The organism is Legionella sp. PATHC032, assembly GCF_026191185.1.
Classification (GTDB): Bacteria; Pseudomonadota; Gammaproteobacteria; order Legionellales; family Legionellaceae; genus Legionella.
On sequence record NZ_JAPHOV010000001.1, the window covers coordinates 1,960,922 to 1,977,122 of the forward strand.

Genomic DNA, 16,201 nt, shown 5'->3' on the forward strand with positions numbered 1-16,201 from the left:
TTACTCTCCTTTTTTCTCAGTGCCCTTTTTGGGATTCATCACTGAATCATAATCCATATTTTTATATTTAAGTTTCGCATCTTCTGCTATTTTATCAGCAACCATATCTTCCATAACTAATGCCTCAACTTCAGCCATATGTTCTTTGCTGCTTTGATACCACGCGCGAAGCTCATCGGGACTTTCATAAGCACTGGCAAATTTATCAATCATAGCATTTACTTTGTCATTGTCTGCAACAATTTCATGTTTTTTGACATACTCAGCAAAAAGTAAACCTAAATGCACACGTCGCTTGGCTTGTTCTTCAAATAGCTCCCTTGGAAAATCAGGAATTTTTTCATCATCTTTATGTTCGTGACCAAACAAACGGTGATACATGTCATGTTTTAAATGCTCAATTTCTTTATCTATCAAAGCAATTGGCAGCTCAACATTATTCACAGACATTAATGAATCAAACAGTTTCTCCCGGTTCATCATGTTGACGCGACGCTCCAATTCACGCGCCATGTTTTCTCTGATATCCTTTTTAAGAGACTCAATACCACCTTCTTTTATATTGAATTTCTCCGCAAATGCATCATCCAAAGCGGGCAGCTTGCCTTCCATAACCTTCTTGATAGTGATCTTGAATGTTGCTTCCTTCCCAGCCAAATCTTTATGGCCATAATCTTCAGGAAAATTAACTTTTATATCGAAAGGTTTATCAATTTCCCCACCAATAATCCCATCTTCAAATCCGGGAATCATCGAACCGGAGCCAATTACAAGCTCATATCCCTCAGCACTACCGCCTTGGAATGGCTTATCATCCAAAAATCCTTGAAAATCAATAACAACCTTATCATCTTTTTTGACTGCATGGGCTACTTCATGCCATTCTTTATTTTGCTCTCGTAATTTTTCAATCATGTTGTCAACATCTTTATCAGTGACTTCAGATCGAATTAATTCAACTGGAGCCTGATTTAGTTCGACAATTTCAAAAACGGGCATAACCTCAAATACAGCGGTGTATTTAAAATCCTTACCAGGCTCAATTTCTAAAGGCTCAACATGAGGATAACCTGCTGGTACCAGTTCATTTTTTTGTAAGGCTTCATATAAGGTAGATTGCACCATTTCCCGGGCAACTTCTTCACGCACGCTATCAGAGAAACGGTTTTTTACAACATTAAACGGGACTTTACCGGGACGAAAACCATCTATTTTCACTTTGCGAGCAAGATTTCTGAGACGCAAGCTCACTTCTTCCTCAACTTTCTCTGTAGGTACAGAAACTGTAACCTTACGCTCCAAACCTTTTAGGGTCTCAACAGAAACTTGCATTAATTCACCTCTCGGAAGTTATCATGAAATGGTGCGAAAGGAGAGACTCGAACTCTCACGGGTCGCCCCGCTGGAACCTAAATCCAGTGCGTCTACCAATTCCGCCACTTTCGCAATCAGGTTGGATTATCAATCAGTAATTCAGTCTTGTAAAGACTCAGATGGAATCTTTAGCGGTAGACTCAAAATTATATTTGTTACAAATGGGGTGAACGATGGGACTCGAACCCACGACAACCGGGATCACAACCCGGGGCTCTACCAACTGAGCTACGCTCACCAAAATTACTCTTAACAGGACTTACGAAACTCCCCAGATTAAAAATTCATAATTTTCAATATAGCTATTTGTACAAAATAAGGTTTCATTAAAAATCATGCAACTATGGAGGGTTTTGTAAGCCCTGTTCCAGCTATAATACTGCAAAAGCAAGGCGGCTGGCGCGCCCGGCAGGATTCGAACCTGCTACCCTCGGCTTAGAAGGCCGATGCTCTATCCAGATGAGCTACGGGCGCTTAAATGGTCGGGGAGGAGGGATTTGAACCCCCGACATCCTGCTCCCAAAGCAGGCGCGCTACCAGACTGCGCTACACCCCGATACCCGTCCCAAGGACAGAGCGCAGATAATACTAGGAGCTATCACGAAGGTCAATATCCTTTAGCATATAATTTTTATTTATTAATTAGTCTGAATTCCAATCTGGATTTATTCCAAACTTTTAGTCAATTTATTGCCCTTTGCAAACACTTATCTGTCTGTCTCAGTGTTATTACTGATAGTTACTTATGTACTATATAACCTCATGACTTAAATCAGCAATTAGGTTAGCATAATGAATTATCAGCAGATAAGTTATGACTATGAAAACAAAACTATTACCCTTGTTTGATAATCTCAATCACATCCATAAAAATCATGAAAATGTGATATTACCTGATGCTCGATTTCATAATGATTTCACTTATTGCTTAAATTTTTTAAAGAGCTACATAGGAAGCGAAGGCACATTCAACAGTTACAGAAGAGAAACAGAACGTTTATTACAATGGTCATGGCTTGTCAAAAACTCTACAATTGATTCTTTAAGACGTGATGATATTGAACAATACATCCATTTCTGTCAAAACCCTCCTAAAACCTGGATTGGTCTAAAAAAAGTCCCGCGGTTTATCGAAAAAAATGGCAACCGGATACCTAATGGAGAATGGCGGCCTTTTGTAGTCACACTAAGTAAAGTATCCAGAAAAAATGGTCATATCGCATCAATAGATGAATTCAAGTTATCCCAGGGAGCCGTGCAAGAAATATTCGCCATTTTAAGTACCCTCTTCAATTTTCTAATTGCTGAAGAATATCTGGTTTCCAATCCAGTCGTACTCATTAGGCAAAAAAGCAAATTTATTCGCAAAAGACAACACAATGCGCCTGTTAGACGATTAAGCCTGGTGCAATGGGAAGCTGTCCTGCGAGCAGCTGAAACTTTAGCTGAGGATTCCCCTGAAAAACATGAGCGCACACGTTTTATTTTAAGTCTGTTATTTGGCATGTACCTTCGTATCTCAGAACTTGCTGCGAGTGACAGATGGGTACCCAGTATGAATGATTTTGCCAAAGACAGTAATGGTCATTGGTGGTTTACAACCGTGGGAAAAGGAAATAAGGAGCGACAAATTGCAGTAAGTGATGCCATGTTGGAAAGCCTTAGCCGTTGGCGTGTATTTCTTGGACTTACTCCGCTTCCATCGCCAGCAGATAATTCACCTTTACTCCCTAAACTGAGAGGTCATGGCCCAATGAGTGATACAGCCCCTATAAGACGTATTGTTCAGCATTGTTTTGACTTGGCAGAGGAGCAACTTCGAATCAATGGTTTATTAGAGGAGGCGGATAATCTATCCGCTGCCACTGTGCATTGGCTGAGGCATACTGGAATATCAGAAGACGTAAAAATCAGGCCCAGAGAGCATGTACGCGATGACGCTGGACACAGTTCAAGTGCTACAACGGACAGGTATATTGATATAGAAAAACAAGCGCGTTATGAATCGGCTCGAAAAAAAATAATTCAACCCAGCGAATAATTTTTTTAAGAAAATCAGATTGTAAGAGATTGCAAATACTTGACTCACCTATCAGGGCAAAATCATATTTTGTTTATAATGCATAATTTGATTAATTACCACACAAGCGGAAATCTATCCTGCAAAATACGACAGAATTTACTACAGAATATAGACTCCTACCTGCATAAGAATGGCAATAATATGCTCAAATTTATAAAGTATAACAGCTCATAACCGATTCAAATTAGTATGCTCTCGCACCGACTACCTATATATGATCAATAGGAAGCTGCGGATGATTTATGATAAAATGCCAGATTAATTCAAGCTTTGCGGTCTAACATGCTTACATTGCGTCAAATTACCTTATCAAGAGGAGATAAAATTTTACTCGATAAGGTCAATGTCAGTCTTTATGAAAAACAAAAAATTGGCCTTATTGGTCATAACGGTTGTGGGAAATCGTCATTATTTGATTTTCTTTTAGGTCAATTGACTCCCGATACTGGCGAGTATCTAATTAATCCACAACTTAGTATCAGCCATTTATCTCAACAAATACCTGATAGCAATGAAAAAGCATTGGATTTTGTTCTTGCAGGTGATCAGCAATATATTAAACTGCTAAAGCGTCTTTCAGAAGCTGAAAGAAAAGGCGATGATGCAGAAGTCTTGCAATGTCATGAAGAACTTTCTCATACTGGTGGTTACAGTAAACCAGCGCAAGCAGCTGTTATTATGTCTGGCCTGGGATTTAATGGAAATCAGCAACAAGAACCGGTTAACAGCTTCTCTGGCGGTTGGAGAATGCGCTTGAATCTTGCGCGCTGCTTAATGAAACCAGCTGATCTGCTTCTGCTGGATGAGCCTACTAACCATTTAGATATGGAGGCCATTTTCTGGCTGGAGCGCTATTTGAAACAAAGTCCAAGTACTATTATTCTTATTTCACACGACAGGGAATTTCTTGATGCATTCGTTACTCATATCTTACATATAGAAAATCGAAATCTTACACTCTACACAGGAAACTACAGCAGTTTTGAAAAAACGCATGCACAGCAATTAGCATTGCAACAAGCGATGCATGAAAAGCAACAACACAAAATAAGACATATGATGGCTTTTGTAACCCGCTTTAAAGCGAAAGCGACCAAAGCCAAGCAAGCGCAAAGTCGAATTAAAGCCATAGAAAAAATGGAAATAATTGCGGCAGCCCAGGCCGATTCTCCTTTTTCTTTTGATTTTTTCCCCTGCCCTCGCGCAGGAAATCCCTTAATTCAATGCAATCAGGTTGATGCAGGCTATACTGCTCACTCTCCTGTTTTGAAAAAAATCAAACTGTCTCTTAATCCAGGAGATAGAATTGCTCTTCTGGGACCTAACGGTGAAGGAAAATCAACCTTAATTAAAACACTTACAACCGATTTACCCGTATTCAATGGTGACATCCATCGCTCCCCACACTTGCAAATTGGATACTATGCTCAGCATCAACTTGAGCAACTGGATTGTAAGTTAAGCCCGGTAGAAACTCTGCAAACCCTCACTCCAGAGACAAGAGAACAAACCATACGGGATTTTTTAGGTGGATTTAATTTCAGAGGGGATATGGCGGTACAACCCATTCACCACTTTTCAGGTGGCGAAAAAGCTCGCTTGGCATTAGCGAGACTGGTTTGGTTAAAGCCCAATCTTCTTTTACTGGATGAGCCAACAAACCATTTGGATCTTGGAATGAGGGCAGCAATTGAATTAGCACTGCAAACTTATGAGGGTGCTTTAATTTTGATTTCGCATGATCGTCATTTGCTAAAATCAAGTGTTGATAACTTCTATCTCATTTATCAAGGAAAAATACAGCCATTTGAAGGGGATCTTGATGATTATTATCTCTGGCTGCAAACCAGAAATTCAGAAAAAGAATCTAAATTATCTGCTTCTTCAAATGACTATAAAGAAAGAAAGAGCTATCAAAACAAATTAAAAAAATTGGAACAACTCATTGAACAGCATCAGAAGCAACTGCAGCATCTTGATAAGCAGTTGGCTGAGTCTTCTTTATATGAAGACACAAAACAGAAAGGAAAATTGGATAATCTGTTAAGAGAGCGAGAGATAGCCCATTCCTATTTAATGAAGACAGAAGAAGAATGGTTAGAAGTATGCCATGCCCTGGAAAACCTGGAGTAAAACAGCGATAGGGTTCCTAAGAGCATTAAGAGAGTCTGTTGATCAATATTATTTAACCTTGCAACTGTTCCAGCATAGCTTTTGCTGCCAACTGTTCTGCTTTTCTTCTATTAGGACCCGTGCCATATGCTACCTGACTCACTCCTTCAATTGTGCATGTTACATGGAAGGTTTGAGCGTGCTCATCCCCCTCAACCTTTGTTAAGACGTATTCAGGTAAAGCGAATTTTGATGCTTGCAAAAACTCCTGTAATTGTGTTTTTGCGTCCTTTAAACAATGATTTAAATCCAGGTCATCCAGTCGTGAATTATAAAGCCTTAAAATAATCTGCTTGGCAGCGGTCATTCCTCCATCCAAATAAATAGCTGCCAATATAGCCTCAAGTGCATCTGCTAATATAGATGTGCGCCGAAATCCACCACTCCTTAACTCACCTTGCCCAAGAAAAAGATAATCACCCAAATCTATTTCTCTGGCTATTTCCGCTAACATTTCACCTTTAACAAGAAAAGAGCGTAAGCGACTTAATTGTCCTTCGCTGTGAAGTGGAAAACGGCTAAATAATTCATTGGCAATAACAAAACTTAATATCGAATCCCCAAGAAATTCGAAACGCTCATAATTATCACTACCAGCACTGCAATGAGTCAAAGCCTGCTTCAAATAGGCCATGTTACTAAAATGATAATTTAAACGCCTGCACAATCTTTCTAAATTAATTTTCACTACCAGCTATTACCTCAAAATTATCTTCAAAATTAAATAATATGCTCATATTATAAATCAGAGGCTTGATGACTCGATATTTTAACTTGATTTTGAATTTATTGGGACCTGAAGGAGTAATAACCAATTCTCCTGGTTTTAAGTCGTCTATCCCATTGATATCTAATCGCTTAGTTACACTTTCCCTTAAAGTTGCAACGTCAGTCAAGGGATCCCCAGACAAAGAAGAAGCTGACGTTGAATTTAATGATTTGACTGAATGCAAAATGGAGTAATGTTGAATATAGACTGGCGCTATTCGCATGACAAATATCCCAGCCATTACCACCACAACAGCAGTAAACAGCATGCCAATCAATGTCATTCCCTGTTGTTTTCTCATGACTTATTACCTCAATGAATTAACCGGCCTATCCTTGACCAGCGTACGTTATCTGTCTTCCCATTCCAACTCATCCAGACCAGGAAAGCTTTTCCTCTCAAATAACTATCAGGTACAAATCCCCAGAATCGGCTATCGGCGCTATCATCCCGATTATCCCCCATCATAAAATAATTTCCATCAGGAACAACTATATCAAAATCAACAGACGGTGCATCGGGTCTGATAAATATGTCGTGAACCACACCATTTAAATCTTCTTTATACTTTGTTACAGCTTTGCCAGAACTTTCATCGGTAGTATATTCAACAAAGGTCTGTTTTACCTCTTTGCCATTAATAGTTAGTTTTTTATCATGATATGAAATTTTATCACCAGGCACTCCAATAACTCTTTTAATATAGTCATAAGATGGTTCAGGTGGCCAACGAAAAACTGCGATTTCCCCAGTTTTGGGATTAGCAATTGGTATTACTTTTTTCTCCCATACAGGAAGTCTCAGTCCATAGGCAAATTTATTAACTGCTACAAAATCACCAACCAGCAAAGTAGGCTCAAGTGAGCCCGATGGAATACGGAAAGGTTCAATTAAAAAAGAGCGCAATAGCAAAACAATAAAAAATACAGGAAAAAATGAACGAGAATACTCAATAATCCGACCTGGATTTTGTTCTGGCTGACGATTTTTAGACCAAATTAACCAATCTAATAAAGCAATCAATCCAGATACAGCTGATAATATGACTAATATTAAAGCAAAATTCATAAACTCAATATCCCCAATTTTAAGCAAAAGACAATTTAATCATGATTTGACTTATGTCTGGATGCTAATGAACAGGTCAACACAACATCATTAGTTAACGAGCGTTCTACTTTTTTTTATCTGTTTGAAACACAGCCATAAAGGCTTCTTGAGGTATTTCTACATGCCCCACTTGTTTCATTCTTTTCTTACCCGCTTTTTGTTTTTCCAGCAACTTCCGCTTACGCGTCACATCTCCACCATAACACTTCGCTGTAACGTTTTTACGCAATGCTTTCACTGTTTGTCTGGCAATAATATGGCTTCCTATAGCAGCCTGGATAGCCACATCAAACATCTGTCTTGGAATAAGCTGTTGCATCTTTTCCGCGATTAATTTTCCGCGACTATGAGCGGAATCTCTATGAACAATCACAGCAAGAGCATCAACACGTTCACTATTTATTAATATATCCATCTTGACCAAATCAGCAATCTGGAATCTTTGGAAGTTATAATCCAAAGAAGCATAACCTCGGCTCACTGATTTTAATCTGTCAAAGAAATCAGACACCACTTCACTCATGGGTATATCATAAACGACAGAAACATGACGGCCACTGTAGGTCATGCTGACTTGAACACCCCGTCTTTCAACACATAAAGTAATAATAGGTCCCAAATAATCTTGAGGCACTAAAATATTTGCTCTGACGATTGGCTCATACATCTCCTTTATTTGAGGAGTCGGGGGCAAATGTGAAGGGTTATCAATTAATAAAGTTTCCCCTTTCTGAGTTACAATCTGATAAACAACAGTAGGTGCCGTAGAAATCAAATCAAGGTTATATTCTCTTTCCAATCGCTCCTGAATGATTTCCATATGCAGCATGCCTAAAAATCCGCAACGAAAACCAAATCCCAAAGCCTCCGAAGATTCCGGCTCGTAAAATAGTGACGCATCATTTAAACTTAATTTAGCCAACGCCTCTCTAAATGCTTCAAAATCATCCGAGCTGACTGGAAACAAACCGGCATAAACTTGAGGCTTAACACGTTGAAACCCTGGAAGAACTTTATCGGCTGGATTTCTATCCAAAGTTAAAGTATCACCAACTGGTGCGCCTTGAATTTCTTTGATACCGGCAACGACATAACCTACTTCACCGGCATATAAAGCATCCAGTTTAGTCCGTTTGGGGGTAAAAATACCAACTTGATCCACTTCATAAGCTCTGCCTGTGGACATCACCCGCATTTTATCCCCTTTTCGTATTGCACCATTCACAATACGTACCAGTGAGACAACTCCCAAATAGCTATCAAACCAGGAATCAATAATAAGTGCCTGTAATGGGGCATGCACATCGCCTTTCGGAGGGGGAATATTTGCAACTAATGCTTCTAAAACATCATTAACACCCAAGCCACTTTTAGCACTGACTCTAATCGCATCCTGGGCATCAAGACCAATAATATCCTCGATCTCTGAAATAACTCGTTCAGGTTCTGCCTGCGGTAAATCAATCTTGTTCAGCACTGGCAATACGGTAAGAGACTGATCAATTGCTGTATAGCAAACTGCTAAAGTTTGTGCTTCTACTCCCTGTGCCGCATCAACTACTAGAATAGCACCTTCACAAGCAGCAAGAGAACGAGATACTTCGTAACTAAAATCAACATGTCCGGGCGTATCGATAAAATTCAATAAATAGGTCTTACCATCTTTGGCTGTATAATTCAAAGAAACACATTGCGCCTTGATGGTAATACCTCGTTCACGTTCGATATCCATAGAATCAAGAACTTGCGAGCTCATTTCACGCTCAGTCAATCCGCCACAAATTTGGATAAATCGATCAGCCAATGTGGACTTACCATGATCAATATGGGCAATTATTGAAAAATTTCGAATTCGGTTTAAATCTTTCAACTCTTCTAACCTTCTTGCAAATAGCATAAGTCTATCTTAAATGTTCACGTGCAGAAAGTAGGCAAAGCAAATTCAGTCATTTTTATATCATTAAGAAAAAGAAAATTGAATCTTGGTTTATCGATTTCATGCGCTGCATTTAAGATAAACAAAGGTCAAAAATTTGCTATGAACCTTTATTTTTACTAAAATTTGAGCTTTGCAACGATACAGGGTACATGATGCGACAAACCATCTGGCTAGGTTTTATTACACTCTTTCTTTTATCTTTCTCTACCTATTCCGACACAGCATTTACAAAACGAAAAGATGTACAATCGTTTATTAACATGATGGTAAAAGATTATCACTTTAATCGTAATCAGTTAACTGCGGTGATGAACCAAGTCAAACTTCAACCCCAAGTCATCGAATCTATGGAAAAACCATATGAAAAGAAAAGTTGGGATGTCTATCGAGAACTATTTCTTACTCCGAAAAGATTAAAAAACGGAATACAATTTTGGGCAGAAAATCAAAAAACATTGGAAAAAGTTCAGAGAAGATATGGGGTGTCCCCGGAGATCATTATCGCTATTTTAGGGGTTGAAACCTCATATGGTGAACGCCAGGGTGAATACAGAGTCTTGGATACTCTGGCTACACTGGCTTTTAACTACCCCAAACGATCTGCATTCTTTTCTAAAGAGTTAAAGGAATTTTTCCTTCTGTGTCGAGAGCAGCACGTATCTCCGACGCAATACAAAGGCTCTTATGCAGGGGCTATCGGAAAACCTCAGTTTATGCCAAGCAGTTATCGTTATTACGCAGTCGACTTTAACAACAATGGTCGACGGGACTTGGTTAATGACAATGATGACTCTATCGCCAGCATCGCCAATTATTTGCATAAACATGGTTGGAAATTAAATCAAGGTATTGCTCAACCGGCCAAAATCTCCGGATGGCGATACAAAAAACTTTATATGAACCCTAAAACAGCAAATTACCGATACTCACAGCTTTTAAGTTATGGAGTAAAACCAATAACAGCCTCACAAAATCATCCTCCTCGTGCGGGAGTCATAGAGTTAGTTACACGCAAGGGAAAGGAATACTGGATTGCCTATCCTAATTTTTTTGTAATTACCCGCTATAATTCGAGCCCTCAATATGCTCTGGCGGTCTATTTGTTATCGCAGCAATTGAAGCAACACTGGTATACTAACGCCACTAAAAGGCACAGAGCTTATGTTTAAGGTCAGCTGGAAATAATAATAATTACTGGTATATACTGAAAAATTGACAGCCATAACAATACAGAGTTTGACTCATGGATAAGTGTTTTATTTTTAGCAAACATCTTGATGATAATGGTTGTGTATGCCTGAAAATATCTGATACGGGTGAGTTAATCGCTCCCCCTGAATTTCGTAATTTCTCGCAAATACAAGATTTACAAATAGAATCCAGTACGATTATTGTAGAAACCTCTACCAGAGCAATACTTCTCGCTCTTACAATCCCCTGGTTACCTGAAAGAAAAGCCAGAATTGCAATACCCTACGCACTTGAGGATAAAGTAACTCAACCGGTCGAAGAACTTCATTTTGCTTTTGATAAATTTCATTATCAGAATAATGAATATCTTGTTGTTGTGATTGATAAACAGCGAATGAGAAAGTTAATTCAAGTTTTTGATGAGCACAGGATAAAGTTTGATGCAATAACTCTTGACTGGTTTGCACTTGCATCTCAGGAATTGATCGTTACTGAATCTGAGCTGTTGATCAATAATGAGGATTTTAAAGGCGTCCTCTCAGGTGATTTGGCTCAAACTTACCTGAAAAATCATCCACAAAATCTCACTCACCTATTCCAAGACAGCAAAATAGTTCCCCCCTCTCCAGCAAGCCAAAATGAAGAGCACTCATACACTTGGATTAGTAAAAGATTGATAAAATCAAAACCACTCAACCTTTGTCAAGGTGAAATGCAGCATGGAAAAACAACCGATTGGATTAAAAAAGGATATCAATTGGTTGGTGGATTATGCGGAATCTGGTTAATCTCTATTCTCTTCGTTAATTGGCTTTCTTTGCACGCGCTCAATAAACAGATAGATGAAATTGATCGGCAAATCGCAGTCATTTATCGTGAGTTTTTCCCGGATGCCAAGCAAATTATCAGCCCAAAATTTCGAATCAGTCAGCTTCTTGGAGGCAATACCACAGAAAATCACACTCGATTTTGGTTTATATTAAACCAATTGTCCAAAGCCATGAAGGATAGTGGAATAACAGTGGAGCAGCTCAGATATCAAAATAAAATAATATCAGTCACCTTAGTAAGTTCTGATTTTGAAAGCTTACAAAAAATTGAAAATAAACTAAAACAATCACAACTCAAAGTGAAGCAAACGCAAGCTTCAACGAAAGATCAACAAGTTGTTGCAACTCTGGAGTTAACGTGAAAACCTATTTAAATTCACTGAATGATCGAGAAAAGTGGATGGTCATAATGGCTGGTGTATCACTTTTTATTTATGGTTACTATTTATTACTTTATGCTCCTCTAAGCAACCAGGTAAATCAAAAATCCACTCAATTAATTGAAAAAACTGAAACATTCGAATGGATGAAGCAAGTAAGGATGCAAAAACGTTCTGGCAAAAGAAAAGAATCTGTAGACAACAGCCAATTGCTAACGATTCTTTCTTCCCAACTTAAAAATAACAAAACACTGAAATTCCCCTATCAATTGCAACAAACAGGATCAGGAGATATTCAATTAACCTTTGATGCAGTCCCTTTTCAAAACTTTGTACAATGGTTGGCAAAAATCAATGAAGCCTATTCTATCAATATCAAACAATTTGATGTGGAGAAAACATCAACACCGGGAGTCACCCGACTAATGATCATACTCTCTACAAATTAGAAACACTACTTTTCCCCAGTCAAAACTATAAGCCCTGACTTAGAGCAGCAGGATACAGGAGATCAGATATATTTTCTTAAAATACACATTGTTTCTCATGAAAATCTATTCATTCAAATTTCCTTGAATACTCCCCCAATTTTTAATTCCAGCACCCTGTTTAATTTCAGGCGGTAATGATTCCAATGCTTTTAGAGCTGCTTCCTGACTATCATAGGTACCATATAAACCCTTATAATGGGTTTTACCATTTTGATAATATTTCACTTGAGCCATTCTATCATTTTTAGGTGCTTTGTAGAGTTTTTGGGCCACATAAGAAGCCTTTTCGTCATCAGCAATCTGAATAGTATAGCCTTGAGGGTTTTGACTATTTACCCAGCTTCTGTCTCTGTCCTTAAATGATACAGGAGAATGATATTCACCAACATGATAAGAATCAGGCACCACCACACTTTGACCAGATTGAGAACCATAATTGTAATCACGACCATGATAATCTGCTTGAGGATATGACTGTCCATAATCATAGGTATAAATTTGATAGCGGGTAGTGTACGTATCCTCATAAACCATACAAGAAGAAATATTTATTACGCCGATACCTAGAATGATGTACCTGATGCCAATTCTCATCATAACACCCCCTGATTTTAACTTTTACTTTTATTCTTATTTGTTGTTATCTACAAAAATCAGGAAAACTTTAGGAAAATGTGCAATGAGTGCATTCTGAGTTATTGGATTTCTATTGAACCCCAGTAATGGGTTTTTCTATGCAAGGATGACTTGGACTATCATTTGTCGACTTCCTATCTCTGCAAATATTTTTTTTCTTGGGCTAATTTGAAAACGTTATTTATGCACTTCATACAATAGAAAATCCAGATTACCAAAGACAATGATTCTTACATAATGAAAGCCACATTTTTCTAATAAACGCTTTGACTTTGTATTTTCCGGGCGAGTAATAACAACTAATTTATCAACAGCTAAATGAGCAAATCCCCAATCAATTAATGCCTTCACTAATTCAACTCCATACCCCTGACCCCAGTATTTTTTATGTAAAACATATCCAATTTCGATATCCGGTTGATTATCATTGTGATCAAGATAAACAAGCCCAGCACGACCAATGAATTCATTATTGTTTTTCTCGAAAACAGAACCCATAGTGAAATGATGTTTGATGTAATGCAAAATATCACTTTGAAGCCATTCCTGAATTACTGACTTGCTTTGGACTCCACCCATATATTCCATAACATGTTCATCAGAATGCAGGAGATACCAATACTCAAGATCATCTAAGATGGGTGTTTTAATTAACAGTCTTGAGGTTTCTAATAATATGCTCATATGTTGTGACTTTACTTTATATATTTAACGTAAACCAGTACTGGGCATTAAGATTTAAAATTAATTTTTGCTCAAAGAGTTATCCCATTTTGAAATAGCAAAAGTAGCTGGAACATCGTAGTATCGCAATTTTTTCCCGACCAAAGGAAATTGTGATATGGATATGCACCAGCTTGTAACTATTTTCTGTGAAATAGATGATTTCTGCAATGAGTTAGATAAGCATTGTCAGCATTACATGCTATCAGGGCCTACAAAAAGTAACCGTGGACCAGCTTGCAGCATGTCGATTAGTGAAATTATGACTATTTTAGTTATGTTTCAAAGGGATTTTAAAAATTTTTACACGGGCTTCATAGGCTTCTATCATAAGAGCTGTTTTCCTAATTTGCCAAGCTATGGACGCTTTGTGAGTTTGCTCAATCGAGCTATTTTTCCATTGACAATTTTTACCCAACTAAAAGCCGGAAATCAAACAGGGATCTATTATATTGACTCAAGTTGTCTACCAGTTTGCTATATAAAACGCTCCAAAAGACATAAGACATTTGATTGTGTTGCTGAATACGGCAAGACTTCTGTTGGTTGGTTTTTGGGTCTAAAATTGCATATTGTAGCCAATAATCAAGGTGAATTACTGGCATTTAAAATCACCAGAGGTAATAAAAGTGATAACCAGGAAGCTGTGCCTTTATTAAAGTCGCTTAAGGGTCTTGCTTTTGGCGATAAGGGCTATATCGGTAAAAAAATATTTGAAGAACTTATTAACAGTAGTTTAAAACTAATCACTAGAAAACGTAAAAATATGAAAGACAAGCTTGATATCTCTAATTATGAAAAGCAATTACTGAATCAGAGAGGAAATATTGAAACAGTTATAGGTCACTTAAAGCATTGCTATCAAGTATGGCATACTCGCCATCGTTCTATTATCAATGCTATGACTCATTTTGTTGCAGCTTTAGCTGCTTATGCCATTCAACCACTCAAATTGTCGGCAATTAAATTACTTGCAAATTGCGAATAGAAAACCCATTACTGGGGTTATTGATACCAGCGTACGAATAAATTCCTCTTGCTCTGCATACAAAAACTGAAAGCTATTACAAGCAATCGTATGATTTTCCAGGGATTACGCAAAGACTATATTGTTTCCCAACATGGTATAGAATAAAGTAATTAGTTTGTAGAATAAGGGCAAAAGATATGTGGACTCATAGACGTTCTGGTCAAACTAATCAAAGAGGCTCTCAAGATCATAGAGATCCCTATGAGCGAGATAGGACACGAGTAATACACTGTCCGGCATTTAGAAGACTCCAAAGAAAAACACAAATTCTTGGAACAGATGAAGGTGATTTTCATAGAACCCGCTTAACACACTCGCTGGAAGTAGACTCCATCGGTAGAAGTATTGTTCGTAATTTGATGACCCATCAGGAACACCAATTGTTATTGTCCAACCTTTTGCCAAATGATGATCTCATCAGTGTTATTTGTTTGCTTCATGACATTGGCCATCCTCCCTTTGGACATGGAGGAGAAGTTGCACTGAATTATATGATGCGAGATTATGGAGGATTTGAAGGTAATGGGCAAACTCTACGCTTACTGACAAAAGTTGAAAATAGTTACGGTGGGTTTGGCCTGGATCTTACTCGTCGCGCCCTGTTAGGTATTTTAAAATACCCCGTAAAACGCTCTCATGTGGTGGCTCCCAAACAACCTCCTATTCATGAATCGATTCACAAAACAATTAAAATCAACGATTGGCTACCACCTAAAGCTTATTTTGATTGCGAGCAGCCAGAGGTCGATTGGTTATTATCGCCTTTATCAGATAATGATAGAGAATTATTTCAATCCCTCTCTGTAAAGCCCAATGGTACTCAAACAGGTAAAGCAGCCTTTCATAATTTTGATTGCTCTATTATGGACACTGCAGACGATATTGCCTATGGAGTTCATGATCTTGAAGATGCAATTCACTTAAGATTAATTAACCGTTCACATCTTGATACCTCTGAGTTCAGGCAATTAATCGGAGAAACAACTCTCTCAATACATATGGAACGTTTGCTTAATTCATTATTTTCTCCAGAAATCTGTTTAAGAAAACAAGCTATCGGAGAAATGGTCAATTATTTTATTACGTCGACTCAAGTCATTGTAATCAATGAAGAATTTGAAAACAGCTTACTAAAACATAATATTACACTGATTCCCGAAGCCCATGCCCTCCTCAACTATTTAATGCAATGTATCTATAATAATGTCATTGATTCTCAAGAAGCACGTACTTTTGAATACGGTGGTCAAACGGTCGTACTTCGGTTATTTGATGCCATTAGTTCCAATCCAGCCAGTTTGCTCGATAATAAAAATCGAGTGTTATTTTCTCAAGCTCCAGACGAGGTGGCTGCCTATAGAGTCGTTTGTGATTATTTAGCAAACATGACTGATGAGTACGCTTATCGAATGCATGAGAGATTATTTGGATTTAATACAAGAACAATTTTTGAAAGACTTTAGATAGCAGAAA

The 16,201-nt window shown here is 38.0% G+C and carries 14 protein-coding genes and 4 tRNA genes; 7 read left to right on the forward strand and 11 right to left on the reverse strand.

Going from position 1 to position 16,201, the window contains the following annotated elements; all coding sequences use genetic code 11:
- From tig to OQJ02_RS08825, 5 genes are all read right to left on the reverse strand, one after another.
- Positions 1-1,332, reverse strand: coding sequence for a trigger factor (gene tig, locus OQJ02_RS08805; RefSeq protein WP_265718819.1), 1,332 nt, complete (start codon positions 1,330-1,332; stop codon positions 1-3).
- Between the two features lie 29 nt (positions 1,333-1,361).
- Positions 1,362-1,446 (reverse strand) — tRNA-Leu (locus tag OQJ02_RS08810).
- 90 nt (positions 1,447-1,536) lie between these two features.
- Positions 1,537-1,612: transfer RNA gene (locus OQJ02_RS08815), tRNA-His, on the reverse strand.
- Positions 1,613-1,771: 159 nt separating this feature from the next.
- Positions 1,772-1,848, reverse strand: a tRNA-Arg gene (locus OQJ02_RS08820).
- Positions 1,849-1,853: 5 nt separating this feature from the next.
- Positions 1,854-1,930 (reverse strand) — tRNA-Pro (locus tag OQJ02_RS08825).
- 258 nt (positions 1,931-2,188) lie between these two features.
- Here OQJ02_RS08825 and OQJ02_RS08830 point away from each other — a divergent pair.
- Together OQJ02_RS08830 and OQJ02_RS08835 are read left to right on the forward strand one after the other, a co-directional pair.
- Positions 2,189-3,415, forward strand: coding sequence for a tyrosine-type recombinase/integrase (locus OQJ02_RS08830; protein ID WP_265718820.1), 1,227 nt, complete (start codon positions 2,189-2,191; stop codon positions 3,413-3,415).
- Between the two features lie 324 nt (positions 3,416-3,739).
- Positions 3,740-5,590, forward strand: coding sequence for an ABC-F family ATP-binding cassette domain-containing protein (locus OQJ02_RS08835; RefSeq protein WP_265718821.1), 1,851 nt, complete (start codon positions 3,740-3,742; stop codon positions 5,588-5,590).
- A gap of 52 nt (positions 5,591-5,642) precedes the next feature.
- On the opposite strand, the gene rnc is transcribed toward OQJ02_RS08835, so the two are convergent.
- From rnc to lepA, 4 genes are all read right to left on the reverse strand, one after another.
- Entirely contained in the window at positions 5,643-6,317 is a 675-nt protein-coding gene (gene rnc, locus OQJ02_RS08840; protein ID WP_265718822.1) for a ribonuclease III, read from the reverse strand.
- A complete protein-coding gene (locus tag OQJ02_RS08845; RefSeq protein ID WP_265718823.1) occupies positions 6,307-6,699 on the reverse strand; it encodes a DUF4845 domain-containing protein in 393 nt (130 codons plus the stop codon). The genes rnc and OQJ02_RS08845 overlap by 11 nt, the downstream gene beginning before the upstream one ends.
- An 11-nt stretch (positions 6,700-6,710) precedes the next feature.
- The gene (gene lepB / locus OQJ02_RS08850) at positions 6,711-7,466 is read right to left on the reverse strand and encodes a signal peptidase I (protein WP_265718824.1); all 756 of its coding nucleotides are present in this window, start codon (positions 7,464-7,466) and stop codon (positions 6,711-6,713) included.
- Positions 7,467-7,572: 106 nt separating this feature from the next.
- Positions 7,573-9,405 (reverse strand): translation elongation factor 4, encoded by a 1,833-nt coding sequence (gene lepA, locus OQJ02_RS08855; protein ID WP_265718825.1) that lies wholly within the window; start codon positions 9,403-9,405, stop codon positions 7,573-7,575.
- 194 nt (positions 9,406-9,599) lie between these two features.
- On the opposite strand from lepA, the gene mltB reads away from it, so the two are divergent.
- The 3 genes from mltB to lspM all read left to right on the forward strand — a co-directional run bounded on the left by mltB (position 9,600) and on the right by lspM (position 12,297).
- The gene (mltB, locus tag OQJ02_RS08860) at positions 9,600-10,616 is read left to right on the forward strand and encodes a lytic murein transglycosylase B (protein WP_265718826.1); all 1,017 of its coding nucleotides are present in this window, start codon (positions 9,600-9,602) and stop codon (positions 10,614-10,616) included.
- A gap of 74 nt (positions 10,617-10,690) precedes the next feature.
- Complete coding sequence (gene lspL, locus OQJ02_RS08865; protein ID WP_265718827.1) at positions 10,691-11,830, forward strand: GspL family type II secretion system protein LspL; 1,140 nt, start codon at positions 10,691-10,693, stop codon at positions 11,828-11,830.
- Positions 11,827-12,297, forward strand: a complete 471-nt coding sequence (gene lspM, locus OQJ02_RS08870; RefSeq protein WP_265718828.1) for a GspM family type II secretion system protein LspM — start codon at positions 11,827-11,829, stop codon at positions 12,295-12,297. The genes lspL and lspM overlap by 4 nt, the downstream gene beginning before the upstream one ends.
- A gap of 105 nt (positions 12,298-12,402) precedes the next feature.
- Here lspM and OQJ02_RS08875 read toward each other — a convergent pair whose 3' ends face one another.
- Positions 12,403-12,936: an SPOR domain-containing protein gene (locus OQJ02_RS08875; protein WP_265718829.1), complete on the reverse strand. Its 534-nt coding sequence runs from the start codon at positions 12,934-12,936 to the stop codon at positions 12,403-12,405.
- Positions 12,937-13,152: 216 nt separating this feature from the next.
- On the reverse strand, positions 13,153-13,659 hold the full coding sequence (locus OQJ02_RS08880) for a GNAT family N-acetyltransferase (protein WP_265718830.1): 507 nt from the start codon (positions 13,657-13,659) through the stop codon (positions 13,153-13,155).
- Between the two features lie 157 nt (positions 13,660-13,816).
- Here OQJ02_RS08880 and OQJ02_RS08885 point away from each other — a divergent pair, with 157 nt between their 5' ends.
- Positions 13,817-14,686: an IS982 family transposase gene (locus OQJ02_RS08885; protein ID WP_265718831.1), complete on the forward strand. Its 870-nt coding sequence runs from the start codon at positions 13,817-13,819 to the stop codon at positions 14,684-14,686.
- A gap of 179 nt (positions 14,687-14,865) precedes the next feature.
- Positions 14,866-16,191: an anti-phage deoxyguanosine triphosphatase gene (locus OQJ02_RS08890; RefSeq protein WP_265718832.1), complete on the forward strand. Its 1,326-nt coding sequence runs from the start codon at positions 14,866-14,868 to the stop codon at positions 16,189-16,191.
- The last annotated feature ends 10 nt before the right edge of the window (positions 16,192-16,201 follow it).

Coding starts and splice junctions, on each gene's coding strand:
- tig (WP_265718819.1), bottom strand. CDS start 1,332: ATGCAAGTTTCTGTTGAGACCCTAAAAGGTTTGGAGCGTAAGGTTACA.
- OQJ02_RS08830 (WP_265718820.1), top strand. CDS start 2,189: ATGACTATGAAAACAAAACTATTACCCTTGTTTGATAATCTCAATCAC.
- OQJ02_RS08835 (WP_265718821.1), top strand. CDS start 3,740: ATGCTTACATTGCGTCAAATTACCTTATCAAGAGGAGATAAAATTTTA.
- OQJ02_RS08845 (WP_265718823.1), bottom strand. CDS start 6,699: ATGAGAAAACAACAGGGAATGACATTGATTGGCATGCTGTTTACTGCT.
- lepB (WP_265718824.1), bottom strand. CDS start 7,466: ATGAATTTTGCTTTAATATTAGTCATATTATCAGCTGTATCTGGATTG.
- lepA (WP_265718825.1), bottom strand. CDS start 9,405: ATGCTATTTGCAAGAAGGTTAGAAGAGTTGAAAGATTTAAACCGAATT.
- mltB (WP_265718826.1), top strand. CDS start 9,600: ATGCGACAAACCATCTGGCTAGGTTTTATTACACTCTTTCTTTTATCT.
- lspL (WP_265718827.1), top strand. CDS start 10,691: ATGGATAAGTGTTTTATTTTTAGCAAACATCTTGATGATAATGGTTGT.
- OQJ02_RS08875 (WP_265718829.1), bottom strand. CDS start 12,936: ATGATGAGAATTGGCATCAGGTACATCATTCTAGGTATCGGCGTAATA.
- OQJ02_RS08880 (WP_265718830.1), bottom strand. CDS start 13,659: ATGAGCATATTATTAGAAACCTCAAGACTGTTAATTAAAACACCCATC.
- OQJ02_RS08885 (WP_265718831.1), top strand. CDS start 13,817: ATGGATATGCACCAGCTTGTAACTATTTTCTGTGAAATAGATGATTTC.
- OQJ02_RS08890 (WP_265718832.1), top strand. CDS start 14,866: ATGTGGACTCATAGACGTTCTGGTCAAACTAATCAAAGAGGCTCTCAA.